Genomic DNA, 18,333 nt, shown 5'->3' with positions numbered 1-18,333 from the left:
CGTGCCGGGGCGGTGCGCACCGCCCCCGCGTCCGCCCCGTCACGGGGTCGGCAGCCAGCCCACCTTGCCCGCCAGCAGCGCGTACCCGCCGAAGGCCACGATGTCGAGCAGCGCGTGCGCCACGACGAGCGGCCCCACCCGGCCCCACCGGCGGTAGGCCAGGACGAAGACGGCGCCCATCACCATGTTCCCGATGAACCCGCCGATGCCCTGGTAGAGGTGGTAGGAGCCGCGCAGCACGGAGCTGGCCAGCAGCGCGGCCGTCGGGGACCAGCCCAGCTGGTCGAGCCGGCGCAGCAGGTACGCCAGCACGATGACCTCCTCCACCACGGAGTTCTGCACCGCGGAGAGGATCAGCACGGGGAACTTCCACCACACGTCGGGCAGCGCCTCCGGCACCACCGTCAGGTTGAAGCCGGCGGCCCGCGCCCCGAGGTAGAACGCCAGGCCCGCGCTCCCGATCCCGGCCGCGACCAGCGCGCCGCGCCCCAGGTCGCCCAGCGGCCGGGTGCGGTCGAAGCCCAGCACCCGCAGGCCCGGTGCGCCCTCGCGGGTCAGCAGGTGCGCCACGAGCAGGACGGGGACCAGCGCGCTCGCGATCCCGAACAGCTGCCAGGCCAGGTCCAGCCAGGGGCGGCCGGGTGCGTACGAGCCGTTGAGGGTGGCGGCCTGGTCCTTGAGCCCGCCCGGCTTGGTGAGGGAGCCGATGAAGCTGATGAGCGCCGAGACGCCGCTCGCGCCCAGCGACAGCGCCAGCACGAGCAGCGTCTCGGTGCGCAGGACCGCACGCCCCGGGCGCAGCCCGTCCCCGTCCAGCCCCGCCACCACCGGTTCCGGCTCCGCCCGCACGTCCGACTCCTGTCCCGCCGTCGCCCGCTGACCGCGACGGCCTGTTCGCGATCACCCCATACTGCCTCCTCCTCGCGTCAGGGGGGTGCTCGCGCCGGGAGCCGGCGGCGGCCCGGGCTCAGCGCCCGGCGGACACGGCGGTGTCCACCTCCTCCTCGGCGAGCCCCACGGGCCAGGTGTGCACCGGCTCGCCCCGGTGCATCAGCTCGCTGTACCGCCGGGTCACCGCGGCCAGCGCCGGCTCCCGGTCCAGGCCCGCCGCGAGCGCCCGGTGGTAGGTGTCCACCTGCCAGGTCGCCCCGTTCACCCGGCGCCGGCAGCGCTCCCCGATGATCCCGAGGTAGTAGTCCCGGTCGGCGGGCTCGATGCCCCACGCGTCCAGCCCGGCGGCGGCCATGGGCAGCAGTTCGTCCTGGACCAGCCGTACGGCGGGCACGCTCGCCAGTCCCCCGGCGCGGCCACGACGCGGCCAGCGCAGCCGCGCGTCGATCCCGTACCGGCAGGCCGCGTCGAAGTTGGCCTCCGCCTCGGCGAACGGCAGCCGGCCCCAGACGGGCCGCGGCTCGTCGGCGAGGGTGCGCACGAGGCCGTAGTAGAACGCGGCATTGGCGACCACGTCGGCGACGGTCGGCCCGGCGGGCAGCACCCGGTTCTCCACGCGCAGGTGCGGCACCCCGTCGGCGACCCCGTACACCGGCCGGTTCCACCGGTAGACGGTGCCGTTGTGCAGCACCAGTTCCTGGAGGTTCGGCACCCCGCCCTCCGCGAGCACCCGCAGCGGCTCCTCCTCGTCGCAGATCGGCAGCAGGGCCGGGAAGTAGCGCACGTTCTCCGCGAACAGCTCGTACGGGGAGTCCACCCAGCGCTCCCCGAACCAGGTGCGCGGCCGCACCCCCTGCGCCTGGAGTTCGGGCGGCCGGGTGTCGGTGGCCTGCGTGAACAGGGGTGGCCGCGACTCCCGCCACAGCTCCCGCCCGAACAGGAAGGGCGAGTTGGCGCCGACGGCCACCTGTACGGCAGCCACCGCCTGCGCCGCGTTCCACACGTCGCAGAACCGGGCCGGGGTGACCTGGAGGTGCAGTTGCACGGAGGTGCAGGCGGCCTCCGGCACGATGGACCCCGAGGTCCAGACGAGCCGTTCCACCCCGTCGATGTCGAGCCGGAAGTCCTCTCCGCGCATCATCAGGATCTGTTCGTTCAGCAGCGAGTAACGGTCCACGGCGGAGAGGTTCGCGGTGACGAGGTCCTCGCGGGAGATCGTGGGCAGGATGCCGATCATCACCACCCCCGCGTCGATCTCCGAGGCCTGCCGGTGGGCATAGGCGAGGCCCGTGCTGAGTTCTTCCGCGAGCTGGTCGAATACCCGTCCGCCGAGCCGGTGCGGAAGGACGTTGACCTCCAGGTTGAACATTCCGAGTTCAGTCTGGAAATCGGGGCTCGCAATCCGTTCCAGGACCTGTGCATTCACCATTCTCGGCATCCCGTCGGCACCCGCGAGATTCAGTTCTATCTCCAGCCCCATCATGTTCTTGGGACGATCGAACCTCTTCTCCGCCAAAAGTCGCTCCAGCCCCTCCAGGCACTCGTGAAGCTTCCTTCGATACCGCTGCCGATCGGACAGGTCGAATCCGCCCGCCACGACCTTCTCCCCCATCGAAGCGTCCCTCCCTCGAGTGGGCCTGGCCCAGTGCACCCAGGCGCGCGTTACGGTCGATGATGCCCCGGCGCAGTGATCCATAACGCGGCGGGGGCGCGTGCGGCCGGGAGCGCGCGCCGGTTTGGCCGAACGGCGCTTCGGCACATTCACGTGGCAACTCGCTCTCTGCACATTCCCCGGCGACTTTGCCTGTTTCCGATAACAGGCGCTTTCCAGCCGAGCCCCTTTCCGGTAGCCTCCCAGGTCAGGACCGTGACTTCCGGCCCGTACGGCACGAATCCCGTGACAGCGGGACCGGTAAGCGCCTTGTCGGCAATAGCCGGGACAGCTAGCCGAAACATTGCGTGAACACGTGTCGTATAAACTCCGCTGACGAGGCAGAGAGTTGGCGCGCGGCCATTGCCCCTCAGCCCCCCTCTGGCCCCAGAATGCGACAGCGCCGTCCGCACCTGCCCCCGTTCCCACGGTCTCCCAAGTGAGAGGCGACCCACCATGCCGCTGCATGTCCCCCCGGCTCCCGCACCCGCCCTGCGCAGCGTCCTCGCGGCACTCGGATCCCCCACCGCCGTCCACGAGGCGCACACTCCGGCCCTGCGCGCGATCCAGGGCCCGCTGACCGCCGAACTCCCGCTGCCCGTCCACGTACTGGATCGGCTGCAGCCGTCGAGCCTCGCCGCGGCGGGCCGGCCGCCGCGCACCCGGCTGACGGGCTGGCGGTTCCTGATCCGCAGCGGGGACCGCCACGTCGCCGCGGCCGACACCCGGCTGACCCCGGACGGATGGGCGTTCTCCCACTTCTTCGAGGGCCCCTACGTGGCGGCGACGGAACGCGCCCTGCACCAGGCGGAGTCGCTCGGCAAGAGCTACCAGCCGCGGCTGCTGTCCGTGCCGGAGCTGTACATGCTGACGCTGTGGCTGCACGGGGCGGTGGGCGCCGACGCCTCCGCCGGCCTGCCCGCCGGCGAGGACCTGCTGATCCCGCTGGCTCCGGCGCCGCCCGGGATCGCCGCGTACCGGCCGCACCTGGTCTCCGAACTGCTGCCCGTACTGACGCACCGGCTCACCCCCGCGCCGCCTCCCACGGTGGCCGCGCCCGCAGCCTGACCCGCCTGACCCATTCGGCCTAGTCCACACTGACCACTCGCGAACCACCCAAAATGACAGGGGAGTTGGCCTGAACCGCCCGCACGGGTGATGCGTCATCACTGTATGAGGACAGCTGCCGGGAAATACCTGCGAAGCGGCTGTCGTGGGGGAACACTGATGACAAGCTCCCCGCGGGTGCGGGGATGACCCAGGGGGACGGCCATGAACCACGCATCGAGCCGTAGCACGCAGACCACACCGCAGCGAAAGAACGCATCCATGTGCCAGCACCAGCCAGCCTGCCCGTCAGCCGACTCAGCCGACCGGGAGGCAGCGCTTCCGGTGGCCAACCACCCGGAACAGGGCTGGAGCCTGCTGTGCAACGGCGTCCTGCTCTTCGAGGACACCGGTGAGCTGCTGCCGGACGGCAAGATCATCGCCCCGCACCGCCCGCTCGCGGTGGCGTAACAGCGGGGAGCAGTACCGGACGGACGCGAGAAGGGGCCGGCCCGGGAGAGGAGTCTCCCGGGCCGGCCCCTTCGCGCACGCGCTGCGGTCAGTTGTCGTACTCGTCCAGCGGCGGGCAGGAGCACACCAGGTTGCGGTCGCCGAACGCGCCGTCGATGCGGCGGACCGGCGGCCAGTACTTCTCGGCCGGCGTGACCCCGCCCGGGAAGACGGCCTCTTCACGGGTGTACGCGTGGTTCCACTCGCCGCCCAGCGCGGCGGCGGTGTGCGGGGAGTTGGCCAGCGGGTTGTCCTGCGCGGGCCATTCGCCGCCCGCCACCCGCTCGATCTCGGCGCGGATGGCGATCATCGCGTCGCAGAACCGGTCGATCTCGCCGAGGTCCTCGGACTCGGTGGGCTCGATCATCAGCGTTCCCGCGACGGGGAAGGACATCGTCGGGGCGTGGAAGCCGTAGTCGATCAGCCGCTTGGCGATGTCGTCCACGCTCACGCCCGTGGTCTTCGTCAGCGGGCGCAGGTCGATGATGCACTCGTGGGCGACCAGGTTGCCGGGGCCGGTGTAGAGCACCGGGTAGTGGGGCTCCAGGCGCTTGGCGATGTAGTTGGCGCCGAGCACGGCCACCTGGGTGGCGCGCTTGAGGCCCTCGCCGCCCATCAGGCGCACGTACGACCAGGAGATGGGCAGGATGCCCGCCGAACCCCAGGGGGCGGCCGAGATCGGACCGACGCCCGTCTCCGGGCCGGCCGTCGGCTGGAGCGGGTGGTTCGGCAGGTACGGGGCGAGGTGCGCCCGGACACCGACCGGGCCGACGCCCGGGCCGCCGCCGCCGTGCGGGATGCAGAAGGTCTTGTGCAGGTTCAGGTGCGAGACGTCGCCGCCGAAGTGGCCCGGCTTGGCCAGGCCCACCAGGGCGTTGAGGTTGGCGCCGTCGACGTAGACCTGGCCGCCGGCCTCGTGCACCTGGGCGCAGATGTCGGCGACGTGCTCCTCGAACACCCCGTGGGTGGAGGGGTAGGTGATCATCAGGACCGCGAGCTGGTCGCGGTACTGCTCGATCTTGGCACGCAGGTCGGCCGCGTCCACCTCGCCGTCGTCGGCGGTCTTGACGACGACGACCTTCATGCCGGCCATGACGGCGCTGGCGGCGTTGGTGCCGTGCGCGGAGGACGGGATGAGGCAGACGGTGCGCTGCTCGTCGCCGTTGGCGCGGTGGTAGGCGCGGACGGCCAGCAGCCCGGCGAGCTCGCCCTGGGAGCCGGCGTTGGGCTGGATGGAGACCTTGTCGTAGCCGGTGACCTCGCAGAGACGTTCCTCCAGCTCGGTGATGAGCGTGAGGTACCCCTCGGCCTGCTCGACCGGGGCGAACGGGTGCAGCTGGCCGAACTCGGGCCAGGTGACCGGCTCCATCTCGGTGGTCGCGTTGAGCTTCATGGTGCAGGAGCCCAGCGGGATCATGCCGCGGTCCAGCGCGTAGTCCTTGTCCGAGAGCTTGCGCAGGTAGCGCAGCATCGCGGTCTCGCTGCGGTGCTGGTGGAAGACCGGGTGCGTCAGGTACTCGTCCGAGCGCAGCAGGCCCTCGGGCAGGGCGTCGGCCGTCGCGGCGTCGAGCGCCTCGATGTCGGCGGTCACGCCGAAGGCCGTCCACACGCCCTCGACATGGGCGCGCAGGGTGGTCTCGTCGCACGAGACGGACACCAGGTCGGCGTCCACCTGGTGCAGGTTGATCCCGCCCTCGCGGGCGGCGGCGACGACCTCGGCGGCCCGCCCCGGAACCCGGGCGGTGACCGTGTCGAAGTAGGAGCCGTGCACGATCTCGACCCCGCCGGCCTGCAGGCCCGCGGCCAGCAGGGCCGCGTAGCGGTGGGTGCGGCGGGCGATCGTGCGCAGGCCGTCCGGGCCGTGGTACACGGCGTACATCGCGGCCATGACGGCCAGCAGCACCTGCGCGGTGCAGATGTTGCTGGTGGCCTTCTCGCGGCGGATGTGCTGCTCGCGGGTCTGCAGGGCCAGCCGGTAGGCCTTGTTGCCGTCCGCGTCCACGGAGACGCCGACGAGGCGGCCGGGCAGCGAGCGGGCGTGCTTGGCCTGGACGGCCATGTAGCCGGCGTGCGGGCCGCCGAAGCCCATCGGGACGCCGAACCGCTGGGTCGTGCCGACCGCGATGTCCGCGCCGAGCTCACCCGGGGAGGTCAGCAGGGTCAGGGCCAGCAGGTCGGCCGAGACGGCGACGATCGCGCCGAGCCCGTGCGCCTGCTCGATGACCGGCTTGATCTCCCGGACCGCCCCGGAGGCACCCGGGTACTGGAGCAGCACGCCGTACACGCCGCGCTCGGCGATCTCGGCCGGGATGCCCTCGGAGAGGTCCGCGACGACGATGTCGATGCCGAGCGGCTCGGCGCGGGTCTCGATGACGGCAATGGTCTGCGGGAGGGCGTCGGCGTCGACCAGGAAGACGTTGCCCTTGGCCTTGCCCACGCGGCGCGCCAGGGTCATGGCCTCCGCCGCCGCGGTGCCCTCGTCGAGCAGGGAGGCGCCGGAGGTCGGCAGGCCGGTCAGGTCGGCGACCACGGTCTGGAAGTTCAGCAGCGCCTCCAGGCGGCCCTGCGAGATCTCCGGCTGGTAGGGCGTGTACGCCGTGTACCAGGCCGGGTTCTCCATGACGTTGCGCAGGATCACCGGCGGCGTGAAGGTGCCGTGGTAGCCCAGCCCGATCATCGAGGTCAGGACCTGGTTGCGGTCGGCGAGGGAGCGCAGCTCGGCCAGTACCTCCGCCTCGGTCCGCGCCTCGGGCAGGTTCAGCGCCTCGGCGGTCTTGATCACATCCGGGACCGCGGCGGCGGTGAGCTCGTCCAGGGAGCCGTAGCCCACGTGGGCGAGCATCTTGGCCTGCGCCTCGGCATCCGGGCCGATGTGGCGCTGCTCGAAGGGGATGCCTCGCTCCAGCTGGGAGAGCGGAATGCGGTTGGCGGTCATGACGGAGGCCTCCTGGTCGTATGACCTGCGAGGGGCACCACGGCGCGGGCACCCGGACGGCCTCCCCCTCTGTCATCTCAACCTGAGAGCTTCACCGGGCCTCGCGGGGGTCGCCCGAGAGATCCGGCTTTCACCGTCGGTGAGGAGAGGCACCGGCACTGCGCCCGGTGTCTCCCCTGCTTTCCAGAGTGGCCTCGTCCGTGCGGTACGTATGCCTGAGAGATTCCGGGGAGGATTTGCTCCTTCGGCGCCTCCGTCGTACTCACTCGGAGGACTCTCCCGCACAGGGTCGACAGCCGCCACCCAGCCTACCAGCGAGGATCCGGGCCCTCCCCGAGTGGCCTCAGCTTCGAATATGCCCTTCTGTAGTCATTACGGAGCAGTTGCGACCAATTGGAGGGACCGTGCAGACCGACATCGATCCGCGCAGCCTGATCGGCCGCAAGGCGTTCGACCGCAATGGCACCAAGATCGGCACCGTGGACGAGGTCTACCTCGACGATGCCACCGGCGCCCCCGAGTGGGCCGCCGTCCGGACCGGCCTGTTCGGCCGGGACGCCTTCGTCCCCCTGGAGCCGAGCGAACTGGTCGGCGACAGCCTCCACGTCCCCTTCGAGCGCTCGCTGATCAAGGACGCCCCCGACTTCGGCGTCGGCCGCCACCTCTCCCCCGAACAGGAGCTCCAGCTCTACCACCACTACGGCCTGGACGTGACCCTGCCGGGCGAGTTCCGCCACCCGCCCGCCACCGGCCCCGACCGCGGATTCGGCCGCCTGGCCGGCGGGGAGGGCTAAGCCGCCCCGTCCGGATCCTGCCGGTCCCGGCCCGCCTCCCCGGCGGGCCCCTCCACGACCTCGCCCACCAGGGGCAGCGGTGCGGACGGCTCCAGCTCCGGGTCGTCCACCCGGAAGGTCCGCACGCGGCCGACCGGCGAGCCGGGCTGCTCGAACCGCACCGTCACCCGCCCGACCCCGCTGCCCTGCACCCACCCCGGCCCGTACACGGTGTGCCGTACGTCGCTGCCGGCCGCCCAGCGCCGCTCGGCAGGAGGCTCGGCAGGCGCCTCCGCGGCCGCTCCGGACGCGGAGGCCGCGGACCCCGCCCCCGGCTCCCGAGGCGGCTCCGCGGCCCCCTGGGCCTCCGCGGCCGCCCGGCCGGCCTCCGAGCCTGCGTCCGTCCCGCGCGCACCGGCCGGCCCGTCCGGCTCGGCCGTACGCGCCGTCGCAGAGGCCTCCGCCGGCTCGGCGGTGAGGGCCTGCGCGAACAGGTCCTCCTGGGTGTAGTCCGCCAGTCCCGTGACGCCGACCCCCAGCAGCCGCACCCCGCCCGTGGTGTCCACCGCCTCCAGGAGGCGCGCGGCGGCCTCCCGGACCACCCCGGGGTCGTCCGTGGGCCCCCGCAGCGTCTCCGAGCGGGTCAGCGTCGAGAAGTCGTACCGGCGCACCTTCAGCACGATGGTGCGCCCGGAGTGCCCGGAGGCGCGCAGCCGCTGCACGCAGCGGTCGGCGAGCCGCTGCACCTCGCCCCGGATCCGGACCCGGTCGTGCAGGTCCACGTCGAAGGTGTCCTCCACCGACACCGACTTCGCGTCCCGCTCGGCCACCACGGGCCGGTCGTCGCGGCCCAGCGCCATCCGGTGGAGCCCCACCCCGTGCGCCCGCCCCAGCATCCGGACCAGCTCGTCCTCACCGGCCTCGGCCAGCTCCCCCACCGTGGTGATGCCGGCCCGCCGCAGGTGCTCCCCCGTCGCCGGTCCCACGCCGGGCAGGGTCCGTACGGTCATCGGCGCGAGCAGCGCCCGCTCCGTGCCCGGTTCGATCAGCAGCAGCCCGTCGGGCTTGGCCTCCTCGGAGGCGACCTTGGCCAGCATCTTGGACCCCGCCAGCCCTACCGACCCGCTGAGGCCGGTGGCGGCCCGGATGTCGGCCCGCAGCCTCTCGCCCGTGGCGCGGGCCCCGGCCGCGTCGAAGGCCGTGCCACCGGCCTCCAGGTCCACGAAGGCCTCGTCCAGACTGAGCGGCTCCACCAACGGCGAGAGCTCCCGCAGCAGGCCCATGACCAGTTCGCTGACCTCGCGGTACAGGCTGAAGCGCGGGATCAGGCACGCGCCGTTCGGGCAGAGCCGCCGGGCCTGGGCCATGGGCATCGCCGAATGGACCCCGAAGCGCCGGGCCTCGTACGAGGCGGTGGCGACGACCCCGCGCGGTCCCAGACCGCCCACGATGACCGCCTTGCCCCGCAGGCTCGGCTTCGACGCCTGCTCGACGGCGGCGTAGAAGGCGTCCATGTCCAGGTGCAGGATGGTCGGCGCGGCTCTCACGCCCCGATGCTGCCCTACCGCACTGACATTGCGGCCCAAGCCCGCAGGCCCGCGCGGCCGAAGGCGCCGCCGGCGGGCCGCCCCGGGGCCGCCCGCCGTCTGCCGCGGGTTCAGCCCGCGCGGTTGCGGCGGGCCGCCAGCTCGTCCGCGGGATTGTGCCCGACCACGGTCTCACCGCTGTCCACGCGCTCGCCGTGCAGCTGCGAGAGGGCGTTCTCCACGTCGCGCCACACGACGCCCACGGCGATGCCGAAGACGCCCTGGCCGCCCTGGAGGAGGCTGACCACCTGGTCGGGCGAGGTGCACTCGTAGACGCTGGCCCCGTCGCTCATCAGCGTCATGCGCTCAAGGTCGCAGAACCCGCGCTCGCGCAGGTGCTGGACGGCGGCCCGGATGTTCTGCAGCGCCACCCCGGTGTCCAGGAAGCGCTTGACGATCTTGAGGACCACCACGTCCCGGAAGCTGTAGAGGCGCTGCGTGCCCGATCCGTAGGCGGGCCGCACACTCGGCTCGACCAGTCCGGTGCGCGCCCAGTAGTCCAGTTGCCGGTAGGTGATCCCGGCCGCGGCGCACGCGGTCGGTCCCCGGTAGCCGACCTCTTCCGGCGCCGGCTCGCCGTCCGCCGGCCCGACCGGCGTCGTGTCCGGCTGGCGGCGCGAGGAACCCGCCGCGGTGCTGTGCAACGGGTACGGCCCACCGCCACTGCGTGCGGGGGTGCCCCCGGTCGTACCGTCGCCCGTGATCCTCACGCCGACCCTCCGTCCTTGACCTGCCCACCTCGAAGGTAGGCAGTCACCAGGGGTGCGTCAACGATCGCCACACTCGGCACGCCGAGTGATAATCACCCTGAGAGTGGTTTCCCGTACCCCATCGCGGGGAAGGGCTAGTCGAATGGGCTGACCATGCTCCGGGGACCACGCGGTCGGTGTCTCACTGCGGGCCGGTGCCGAAGTCCTCCGGCGAGATCTGGTCGAGGAACTCGCGGAACTTCTCCACCTCGTCCTCCTGCTCGTCCGGAATGGCGATCCCGGCGTCGTCCAGCACGCCGTCACTGCCGTAGATCGGCGTCCCCGTCCGCAGGGCCAGCGCTATGGCGTCGGAGGGCCGCGCGCTCACCTCGACCCCGCTGGCGAAGACGAGCTCCGCATAGAAGACACCCTCCCGCAGATCCGTGATGCGGACCTCGGTGAGTTCCTCACCGACCGCCTCCAGCACGTCCTTGAACAGGTCGTGCGTCAGCGGGCGGGCAGGGGCCATGCCCTGCTGCGCGAAGGCAATGGCGGTCGCCTCCCCTGGACCGATCCAGATGGGGAGGTACCGATCGCCTCCCACTTCACGCAGGAGCACGATCGGTTGGTTGGAGGGCATTTCCACCCGGACACCCACAACGTCGAGCTCGTTCACACAGCAACCCTAGGACCTGCCCGGCAGGTTTGGGTAGTCGGGGCCCCTCTGCGACCAGCCCGCTCAGCGCAACCGGACGCCGAGAGCGGTCTGGACGAGCGCCTCGTGCAGCCGTACGGAGAGCCCCGCGAGCTCCTTCAGCGTGGCCTCGGCATGGGCCCTGGTCTGCGGGTTGCGGTGCCTGCGCAGCGGCCTCACGACCTGCTCCACCAGCCCGGCCTCCCGGTCGGCGGCCGCCTTCATGGCCCGCAGGTGCCGCGGCTCCAGGTTGAACCGCCCCAGATCCGCGACGAGCCGGGCCACCGTGACGGCCTCGGCGTCGAATCCGCCACCCGGGTCCTCGGCCAGCAGCCCGTACGACTCCCACTCGGCCAGCTGCACCTCGTCCACTTCCGCGGCGGCGAGCAGCTCCGCCCGGCCCACCCGGGGCGCGGTGGCCCGCTCGCGGCCCACCGCGCCGTACACGGCAGCCGGACCGGCGGGGTCGGACGCGCCGCCGGCCTCCCGGTGGCCCGCGGGCGACGGGATGCGGATCTGCTCGCCGCGCTCCAGGGCGTCGAGCTGCTCGCGGATGACCCGCAGGGGCATGTAGTGGTCGCGCTGCAGCCGCAGGATGCGCGCCAGCCGCTCGATGTCCTCCGCACTGAACTTGCGGTATCCGGACGGTGTGCGCCGGGGCTCGACGAGCCCCTCCGCCTCCAGGAAGCGGATTTTGGAGATGGTGACGTCGGGGAACTCGTCACGCAGCTCGGTGAGCACCGTGCCGATGCTCACCAGCCGCCCGGCCGGACCGGTGGTACCGGCGGTGCCGTTCTTCGGGGCACCGCCGGTCGGGGTGCGCAGCATGGGGCCTTCCTTGCAGGTCAGATGCCCCGCAGGCTCGCGTAGAAGACCAGCCGGTACTTGCCGATCTGCACCTCGTCGCCGTTGTGCAGGGCGACCGAGTCGATCGGCTCACGGTTCACGTACGTGCCGTTGAGGCTGCCCACGTCGGAGACGGTGAAGCCGCCTTCCTGGCCCCTGCGGAATTCGACATGGCGCCGGGAGACGGTGACGTCGTCCAGGAAGATGTCGCTCTGCGGGTGCCGGCCTGCCGTGGTCAGTTCGCCGTCCAGCAGGAAGCGGCTGCCCGAGTTGGGCCCGCGCCGCACGATCAGCAGGGCGGAACCGGGGGGCAGCGCCTCCACCGCGGCCTGGGCCTCGGGGGACAGCGAGGACGACGCGTGCGCTTGTCCCGACACCTCTGCCTCGTAGGCCTCAAGGCCCGAGATCGAGATGGTGGACGTGGTCTCCGAGGCCCGCTCCGGCGTCAGGCCCGCCCGCAGCGGCGCCCCGCAGTTGGAGCAGAACCGGCTCGCCGCGTCGCTGCGGTGCCCGCACCTGCTGCAAATCTGCTCGGCCGACATGGACGGCTCCTCGCGCCGCGGCTGCCCCGCGGAGGCATTGGTGGCATACGGATCGGGGGCAAACCCTCCACCCGAACTTGAGGTTGACGGTTCCCCGAAACCTATGCGTCCGGTACCGGCAGGGTCAACAGACGACGCGCCGCGGCCGCCCGGAACTTCGCCCGCGCCCGCGACCTCGTCGCGGAAGAGCGGCCGGTCGCCCTGCCCTTCCACGTCACCGTGCCCGGCACGGTGACGTGCCGCGCCGCCTTCCTCGCGGTTCTTCTTGCCGAACAACTTCTCAAACAACTTCACGGGCGATTCCCCTTGACCGAAATAGACCCGCCCGTGGGGCAGGACGAACTCCACATGCACACACCTGCCGACCCGGACACCCTCACAACGTCCGTAACCACCAGACAGTTTCCACCACGCACGGCGACTTCCGTGCGCCGACCCCCCGCAGGCATCCGCCCACGTGAGCCGGTCCGCGCTCCGTCCCGTCTCACGGCGTTGACGACCGAGCGTAGTCAGGCTGCTCCGCAACCCGCAAGGCGTCCACGACGATCTTCGCCGGTCGTGTGACGGTGACGGCGGCCTGCTCCTTCTCCAGCGTCTGGACGACGCCGCCGGGGATGTTGAGCGCGGGTTCCAGGTCCTGCGGCTTGCCGATCACTTTGAACTCATAGGGCTGTGTGATCTTCTTACCGTCGATGCCCACCCCGCCGTCCTCGTCCGAGAAGTACGAGCCCGCCACGATGCGCACGCCGTTGATCTGGATCGCCTCGGCTCCGGCCGCCCGCAGCTCCTGAAGGGTGTCCAGCAGCTGGTCGGACTGCACCTGGCCCGTGGGATCACTGATCCTCAAGGTGATGCCCGGTCCCTGCGCTGCCACCGTACCGGCCAGGATGCCGAGTTGACGCTCCTTCTCGACGGTCTGCTTGCGGGCCTCCTCGGCCTGGTTGGAACTGCTCTCCAGTTCCCTGCGCTGGTCTTCCAGCCGCTGCTTCTCGTCCTCCAGGCGCTTGGTGCGCCCGTCGAGCTCGTCCAGGATCCGTACGAGGTCCTCCTGACGGGCGCCGCGCAGGGCGCTCTCGTCACTGTTGGACCGCACCTGGATGGCCAGCCCCAGCCCGAGGACGAACAGGAGCAGCGCCACGATCAGTTGCGCCCGGCTCACCCGCGGCGGCCACAGCCCGGCCGCGAGCCGCTGCCGGCCGCTCTGCCCGGGCTCGGCGGGTCCGGCCGGGTCCGGCGGCTGCGCCGGTCCGCCGGGGGGCGCCGGCGGCGTGGGGGGCGGCGGGGGCGGGGGCCCGGGCGCCGGGGGCGGCGCGGAGTGACCGGACGCGGCAGGTCCCAGGGGTCCTGCGGAGGGTTCGGGCGGGGTTTCGTTCGTACTCATCGGCCTCACGCCCGGAACACGTGGCGGCGGATCGCCGCGGCGTTGGAGAAGATGCGGATGCCGAGGACCACGACCACGCCGGTGGACAGCTGCGAGCCCACGCCCAGCTTGTCGCCGAGGAAGACGATCAGCGCGGCCACGACCACGTTCGACAGGAACGACACCACGAAGACCTTGTCCACGAAGATGCCGTCGAGCATCGCGCGCAGGCCGCCGAACACCGCGTCCAGCGCCGCCACCACGGCGATCGGCAGATAAGGCTCCACCACGGCCGGCACCTCGGGCCGGACCAGAAGTCCGACCACCACTCCGGCCACGAGGCCCAGTACCGCGATCACGATGCACCCTTCTGCTGCTCTTCTGCTGTGGCTGTCCGTACGGTCAGACTGGAGGCGGCCGGCAGCCGCAGGTCGTCCGCCGCGGTCAGGGTGGAGCCGATTCCGTAGTTCTCCTGCAGGACGTGCAGGTACTGGCCGTCCACCGAGTCCTGGAAAGCGGTGCCGAGCCGCTTCTTGTCCCCGATCGCCAGCACTTCGTACGGGGGCACCAGCGGCCTGTTGTCGACCAGTATGGCGTCGCCCGCGGCTCTGATCGCCGAGAGCGCCGTCAGCCGCTGCCCGTTGATCGAGACGGCTTCCGCGCCGGACTGCCAGAGCCCGTTGACGATCTTCTGCATATCGCGGTCCCGGAGCCGGCCGGTGTCGGAGAACCCGGCGCTCTCCCGGGGACCGCCGCCGGCGGCCGACGCGCCCTTCGCGTCGTCCACAACGAGCTTCACGCCCTGTCCGCGGACCTCGGTGGCACCGGACAGCAGGCCCACGAGCTGCCCCTGGTCACCGCCGTGCTGTTCCAGCGCGGCCCGCTGGCGGTCCGCGACGTTCGCCCGCAGCCGTTCGATGTCCCGTTCCAGACCGGTGGCGCGCCCGTCGGCGCGTTCCACGCGGTCGATCAGCTCCTGCCTCTCCTTGGCCAGCACGGGGGCGGAGAACCGCGCCTCGGCGGCGCCCAGCGTGACCACCATCGCGGCGAGCACGAGACCGGCCGCGAGACCCAGTTTCGCCTTCAGGCTGCGCGGCAGGCCTGCCGTGCCGTCGGCTTCCCGGCGGGCGGAGGCCTCGGCGTACCCCTCGTCGAGACTGTGGTCCATCACGTGCGTCAGCAGCGACATGGAGGCGTCCGGGCGCGCGGGCGGGGACGCCGAACTCCTGTTGGGGGTCGGCTGCGACATGCCGCACATCGTCGCATGTCGGCGCCGTCCGCACCGAATGCAGTCGTCCTGCGGGCCGTGGGGCGCGCAGTGCGCTCCCGGCCCGCAGGACGACGTTTCCGCTCGTTCCTACCCGGCGGTCAGTTCCCCGCCCCGTCCACCACGGCCGCCCACTCGTCGAGCAGTGCCTGCGCCGAGGTGTCGTCCGGCCCCTCGGCCCACAGGTGGGTCACCGCCTCGGCGGGGTCAGGGAGGACCAGCGCCCAGCGCCCGTCCGCCTCGACCACCCGCACTCCGTCGGTGGTGTCCACCTGGCGGTCGCCGGCGGCTTCCACGACGCTGCGCATGACCAGGCCCTTGACCGCCCACGGCGTGGGCACGTCCCGCTTGAGGACGTGCGCCCGCGGAATGCGGGCGTCGATCTGGCTCAGGGTGAGCTGGGTCCGCGCCACCAGGCCGAGGAGCTGCACGAAGGCCGCGGACCCGTCGAAGACGCTGCTGAACTCCGGGACGATGAACCCGCCCCGGCCGTCACCACCGAAGATCGTGGTGTCCGCCCGGCCCACACGGGTCAGGTCGTCGGGCGAGGTCGTCGTCCACTCCACCTGGGTGCCGTGGTAGGCGGCCACCTGCTCGGCCACCCGCGTCGTGGTGACCGGGAGGGCCACCTTGCCGCTGCGCTTCTCGGCAGCGACCAGGTCGAGCATGACCAAGAGCGCCCGGTCGTCCTCGATGATCCGCCCGCGCTCGTCCACCAGGGAGATGCGCTCTCCCACCGGGTCGAACCGGACGCCGAAGGCGGCGCGCGCCGAGGCGACGATCTCCCCGAGCCGTACCAGCCCGGCGCGACGGGATTCGATGCTCTCCGTCGGACGGGACTCGTCCAGACCAGGGTTGATCGTCAGGGCGTCCACCCCGAGCCGGCCCAGCAGGCTGGGCAGGACGAGTCCGGCGCTGCCGTTGGAGGCGTCCACGACCACCTTGAGGCCGGCGTCGCCGATCCCGGTGGTGTCGACCTGCCGGAGCAGGGCGCCCGTGTACGAGTCGAAGACGCTGGAGGGGAAGGACAGGTCGCCGATCTCGCCGGGGAAGGCGCGCCGGTACTCCTGGCGCGCGTAGACCCGGTCCAGCTTGCGCTGCCCGGCTTGCGACAGGTCGGCGCCCCGCTCGTCGAGGAACATGATGTCCACGGAGTCCGGGATGCCGGGCGAGGTCCGCAGCATGATCCCGCCCGCGCTGCCCCGCGCGGTCTGCTGCCGCGCCACCGGCAGCGGTACGTTCTCCAGGTCCCGCACCTCGATGGCACTGGCCTGGAGGGCCGAGATCACGGCCCTCTTGAGGGCTCTCGCACCGCGGGAGTGGTCACGTGCGGTGGTGACGATGGCCCCCTTCTTCAGGGTCGTCGCATAGGCGCCCGCGAGGCGCACCACCAGCTCGGGAGTGATCTCCACGTTCAGGATGCCGGTGACCCCGCGCGCCCCGAACAGGTGTGCCTGCCCGCGGGACTCCCAGATGACCGAGGTGTTGACGAAAGCGCCGGCCTCGATGGTCTTGAACGGGTACACGCGGACGTTGCCCTGGACGATCGACTCCTCTCCCACGAGGCACTCGTCGCCGATGACGGCTCCGTCCTCGATCCGCGCGGCCCGCATGATGTCGGTGTTCTTGCCGATGACGCAGCCGCGCAGGTTGCTGTGCGGCCCGATGTAGACGTTGTCGTGGATCACGGCCCGGTGCAGGAAGGCGCCGCTCTTGACGACGACGTTCGACCCGATGACCGTGTGCTCGCGGATCTCCGTTCCGGCCTCGACCTTCGCGTAGTCCCCGATGTAGAGGGGTCCCCGCAGGACGGCGTCCGGGCTGACCTCGGCGCCCTCGGCGATCCATACGCCGGGAGAGATCTCGAAGCCGTCCATGTCGACCTGGACCTTGCCCTCGAGTACGTCGGCCTGCGCCTTGACGTAGCTCTCGTGGGTGCCCACGTCCTCCCAGTAGCCCTCGGCGACGTAGCCGTAGATCGGGCGGCCTTCCTTCATGAGCTGGGGGAAGACGTCACCGGACCAGTCGACGGACACGTCGGCGTCGACGTAGTCGAAGATCTCCGGCTCCATCACATAGATGCCGGTGTTGATGGTGTCCGAGAAGACCTGCCCCCAGGTCGGCTTCTCCAGGAAGCGTTCGACCTTGCCTTCCTCGTCCACGATGGTGATGCCGAACTCCAGGGGGTTCGGAACCCGGGTCAGGCAGACGGTGACGAGCCCGCCCTTCTCCTTGTGGAAACGGATGAGGTCGGTGAGGTCGAAGTCGGTGAGCGCATCGCCGGAGATGACGAGGAAGGTGTCGTCCTTCAGGGCCTCCTCGGCGTTCTTCACGCTGCCGGCGGTCCCGAGTGGCTTCTCCTCATTGGCATAGGTGAGCTCCATCCCGAGCTCCTCGCCGTCACCGAAGTAGTTCTTGACGAGCGACGCCAGGAACTGCACGGTGACCACGGTCTCATTGAGCCCATGCCGCTTGAGCAGCCTGAGCACATGCTCCATGATCGGCCGGTTGGCCACCGGCAGGAGCGGCTTGGGCATGCTCGAGGTCATGGGGCGAAGACGCGTGCCTTCGCCACCGGCCATCACGACGGCCTTCATGTCGGAAGAGTCCTCCTTGAGAGACGACGATCTCGCCGACCTCACCCGTCCGGGGCGGTGACTCCGCAACTCCTCCGCGTCATCCGGCGCCGAGCGCGCTCAATCGGCCGTGGAGTCCGCCTTCACGAGACGACGGACTTGAACCACGTACAGCACTCCTGCCCACCAATACAGAGTTGTACCCCAAACAGCGAACGCCCATCCGAAAACTGACCCCATCCAGGCCAACCAACCGGTGCCGTCACTGAGCAGGAGCAAGGGGAATGCGTACATCAGGTTGAAGGTCGCGGCCTTGCCCAGGAAGTTCACCTGGGGCGGCGGATACCCGTGGCGCCGCAGGATCCACACCATGACCAGCAGCATCAGTTCCCGCGCCAGCAGGGCTCCGGTGAGCCACAGGGGCAGGAGATCGCGGTAGGTCAGGCCGAAGAGCGTCGAGAGGATGTACAGCCGGTCCGCGGCGGGGTCCAGCAGCCGGCCGAGGCGGCTGATCTGATTCCAGCGCCGGGCAAGCTTCCCGTCGAGGTAGTCGCTGATGCCGCTGAGCATCAGGACCGCCAGGGCCCATCCGTCGTGCTCGGCCAGGATCAGCCACAGGAACAGGGGTACGCCGGCCAGGCGAGCCATGCTCAGGATGTTCGGAATGGTGAAAATTCGGTCGGTCTGAACCCGAGTCTCCTGGACCTCCACCCGGGGGCCTCCACTGTGACGGTAGAAAAAGCATCGAACGGTGCCCCCTGACCCTACAGGAGACCGCACAGGTGACCGGAACGCAGAAAAGCCCCGCACCGTGCCCATGAAGGGCTGGTGCGGGGCTATCCCACAATGATTGTTCGGCGGCGTCCTACTCTCCCACAGGGTCCCCCCTGCAGTACCATCGGCGCTGAAAGGCTTAGCTTCCGGGTTCGGAATGTAACCGGGCGTTTCCCTAACGCTATGACCACC

Annotated in this window: 16 protein-coding genes, 1 rRNA gene and 1 riboswitch; of the genes, 3 read left to right on the top strand and 14 right to left on the bottom strand. The window is 71.2% G+C overall.

The annotated features are described in order from the left end of the window. Positions 1–39: 39 nt before the first annotated feature. A complete protein-coding gene (locus ACLJTM_RS05925; RefSeq protein ID WP_411102312.1) occupies positions 40–849 on the bottom strand; it encodes a CPBP family intramembrane glutamic endopeptidase in 810 nt (269 codons plus the stop codon). A 118-nt stretch (positions 850–967) separates the two neighbouring features. Then, positions 968–2,503, bottom strand: coding sequence for a glutamate-cysteine ligase family protein (locus ACLJTM_RS05920; RefSeq protein ID WP_411102311.1), 1,536 nt, complete (start codon positions 2,501–2,503; stop codon positions 968–970). A 495-nt stretch (positions 2,504–2,998) separates the two neighbouring features. On the opposite strand from ACLJTM_RS05920, the gene ACLJTM_RS05915 reads away from it, so the two are divergent. Further along, a complete protein-coding gene (locus ACLJTM_RS05915; RefSeq protein ID WP_411102310.1) occupies positions 2,999–3,610 on the top strand; it encodes a hypothetical protein in 612 nt (203 codons plus the stop codon). A gap of 261 nt (positions 3,611–3,871) precedes the next feature. Continuing rightward, positions 3,872–4,060, top strand: a complete 189-nt coding sequence (locus ACLJTM_RS05910; protein WP_411102309.1) for a DUF5999 family protein — start codon at positions 3,872–3,874, stop codon at positions 4,058–4,060. 88 nt (positions 4,061–4,148) lie between these two features. Here ACLJTM_RS05910 and gcvP read toward each other — a convergent pair whose 3' ends face one another. Continuing rightward, a complete protein-coding gene (gene gcvP, locus ACLJTM_RS05905) occupies positions 4,149–7,034 on the bottom strand; it encodes an aminomethyl-transferring glycine dehydrogenase (RefSeq protein WP_411102308.1) in 2,886 nt (961 codons plus the stop codon). A gap of 193 nt (positions 7,035–7,227) precedes the next feature. After that, positions 7,228–7,326, bottom strand: a riboswitch (glycine riboswitch). Between the two features lie 112 nt (positions 7,327–7,438). On the opposite strand from gcvP, the gene ACLJTM_RS05900 reads away from it, so the two are divergent. Further along, positions 7,439–7,828, top strand: coding sequence for a PRC-barrel domain-containing protein (locus ACLJTM_RS05900; RefSeq protein WP_411102307.1), 390 nt, complete (start codon positions 7,439–7,441; stop codon positions 7,826–7,828). On the opposite strand, the gene ACLJTM_RS05895 is transcribed toward ACLJTM_RS05900, so the two are convergent. The 11 genes from ACLJTM_RS05895 to rrf all read right to left on the bottom strand — a co-directional run. Next, positions 7,825–9,354: a DNA polymerase IV gene (locus ACLJTM_RS05895; RefSeq protein ID WP_411102306.1), complete on the bottom strand. Its 1,530-nt coding sequence runs from the start codon at positions 9,352–9,354 to the stop codon at positions 7,825–7,827. The two genes, ACLJTM_RS05900 and ACLJTM_RS05895, sit on opposite strands and share 4 nt — an antisense overlap. 110 nt (positions 9,355–9,464) lie before the next feature. Continuing rightward, the gene (locus tag ACLJTM_RS05890) at positions 9,465–10,103 is read right to left on the bottom strand and encodes a MerR family transcriptional regulator (RefSeq protein WP_411102305.1); all 639 of its coding nucleotides are present in this window, start codon (positions 10,101–10,103) and stop codon (positions 9,465–9,467) included. Between the two features lie 181 nt (positions 10,104–10,284). Beyond that, the gene (locus ACLJTM_RS05885) at positions 10,285–10,758 is read right to left on the bottom strand and encodes a bifunctional nuclease family protein (RefSeq protein ID WP_007262890.1); all 474 of its coding nucleotides are present in this window, start codon (positions 10,756–10,758) and stop codon (positions 10,285–10,287) included. A 63-nt stretch (positions 10,759–10,821) separates the two neighbouring features. Further along, positions 10,822–11,604 (bottom strand): MerR family transcriptional regulator, encoded by a 783-nt coding sequence (locus tag ACLJTM_RS05880; RefSeq protein ID WP_411102304.1) that lies wholly within the window; start codon positions 11,602–11,604, stop codon positions 10,822–10,824. A 17-nt stretch (positions 11,605–11,621) separates the two neighbouring features. Continuing rightward, positions 11,622–12,518, bottom strand: coding sequence for an FHA domain-containing protein (locus ACLJTM_RS05875; RefSeq protein WP_411102303.1), 897 nt, complete (start codon positions 12,516–12,518; stop codon positions 11,622–11,624). Positions 12,519–12,648: 130 nt separating this feature from the next. Next, positions 12,649–13,545 carry a DUF881 domain-containing protein gene (locus tag ACLJTM_RS05870; protein ID WP_411102302.1) on the bottom strand — a complete coding sequence of 299 codons (897 nt, stop codon included), beginning with the start codon at positions 13,543–13,545 and terminating at the stop codon, positions 12,649–12,651. Positions 13,546–13,550: 5 nt separating this feature from the next. Then, on the bottom strand, positions 13,551–13,883 hold the full coding sequence (locus ACLJTM_RS05865) for a small basic family protein (RefSeq protein ID WP_030158423.1): 333 nt from the start codon (positions 13,881–13,883) through the stop codon (positions 13,551–13,553). Then, positions 13,880–14,782 (bottom strand): DUF881 domain-containing protein, encoded by a 903-nt coding sequence (locus ACLJTM_RS05860; protein WP_411102301.1) that lies wholly within the window; start codon positions 14,780–14,782, stop codon positions 13,880–13,882. The genes ACLJTM_RS05865 and ACLJTM_RS05860 overlap by 4 nt, the downstream gene beginning before the upstream one ends. A 110-nt stretch (positions 14,783–14,892) precedes the next feature. Beyond that, positions 14,893–17,388, bottom strand: a complete 2,496-nt coding sequence (locus ACLJTM_RS05855; protein ID WP_411102300.1) for a sugar phosphate nucleotidyltransferase — start codon at positions 17,386–17,388, stop codon at positions 14,893–14,895. A gap of 99 nt (positions 17,389–17,487) precedes the next feature. Then, positions 17,488–18,078, bottom strand: coding sequence for a CDP-alcohol phosphatidyltransferase family protein (locus tag ACLJTM_RS05850; protein ID WP_411102299.1), 591 nt, complete (start codon positions 18,076–18,078; stop codon positions 17,488–17,490). Between the two features lie 141 nt (positions 18,079–18,219). Next, positions 18,220–18,333 (bottom strand): 5S ribosomal RNA (gene rrf / locus ACLJTM_RS05845); the annotation flags it as partial.

Source organism: Streptomyces sp. cmx-4-9, from assembly GCF_046548835.1.
GTDB lineage: Bacteria > Actinomycetota > Actinomycetes > Streptomycetales > Streptomycetaceae > Streptomyces.
The sequence above is the reverse complement of the archived record's forward strand: the minus strand, read 5'-3'. Positions and strand labels throughout refer to the sequence as shown.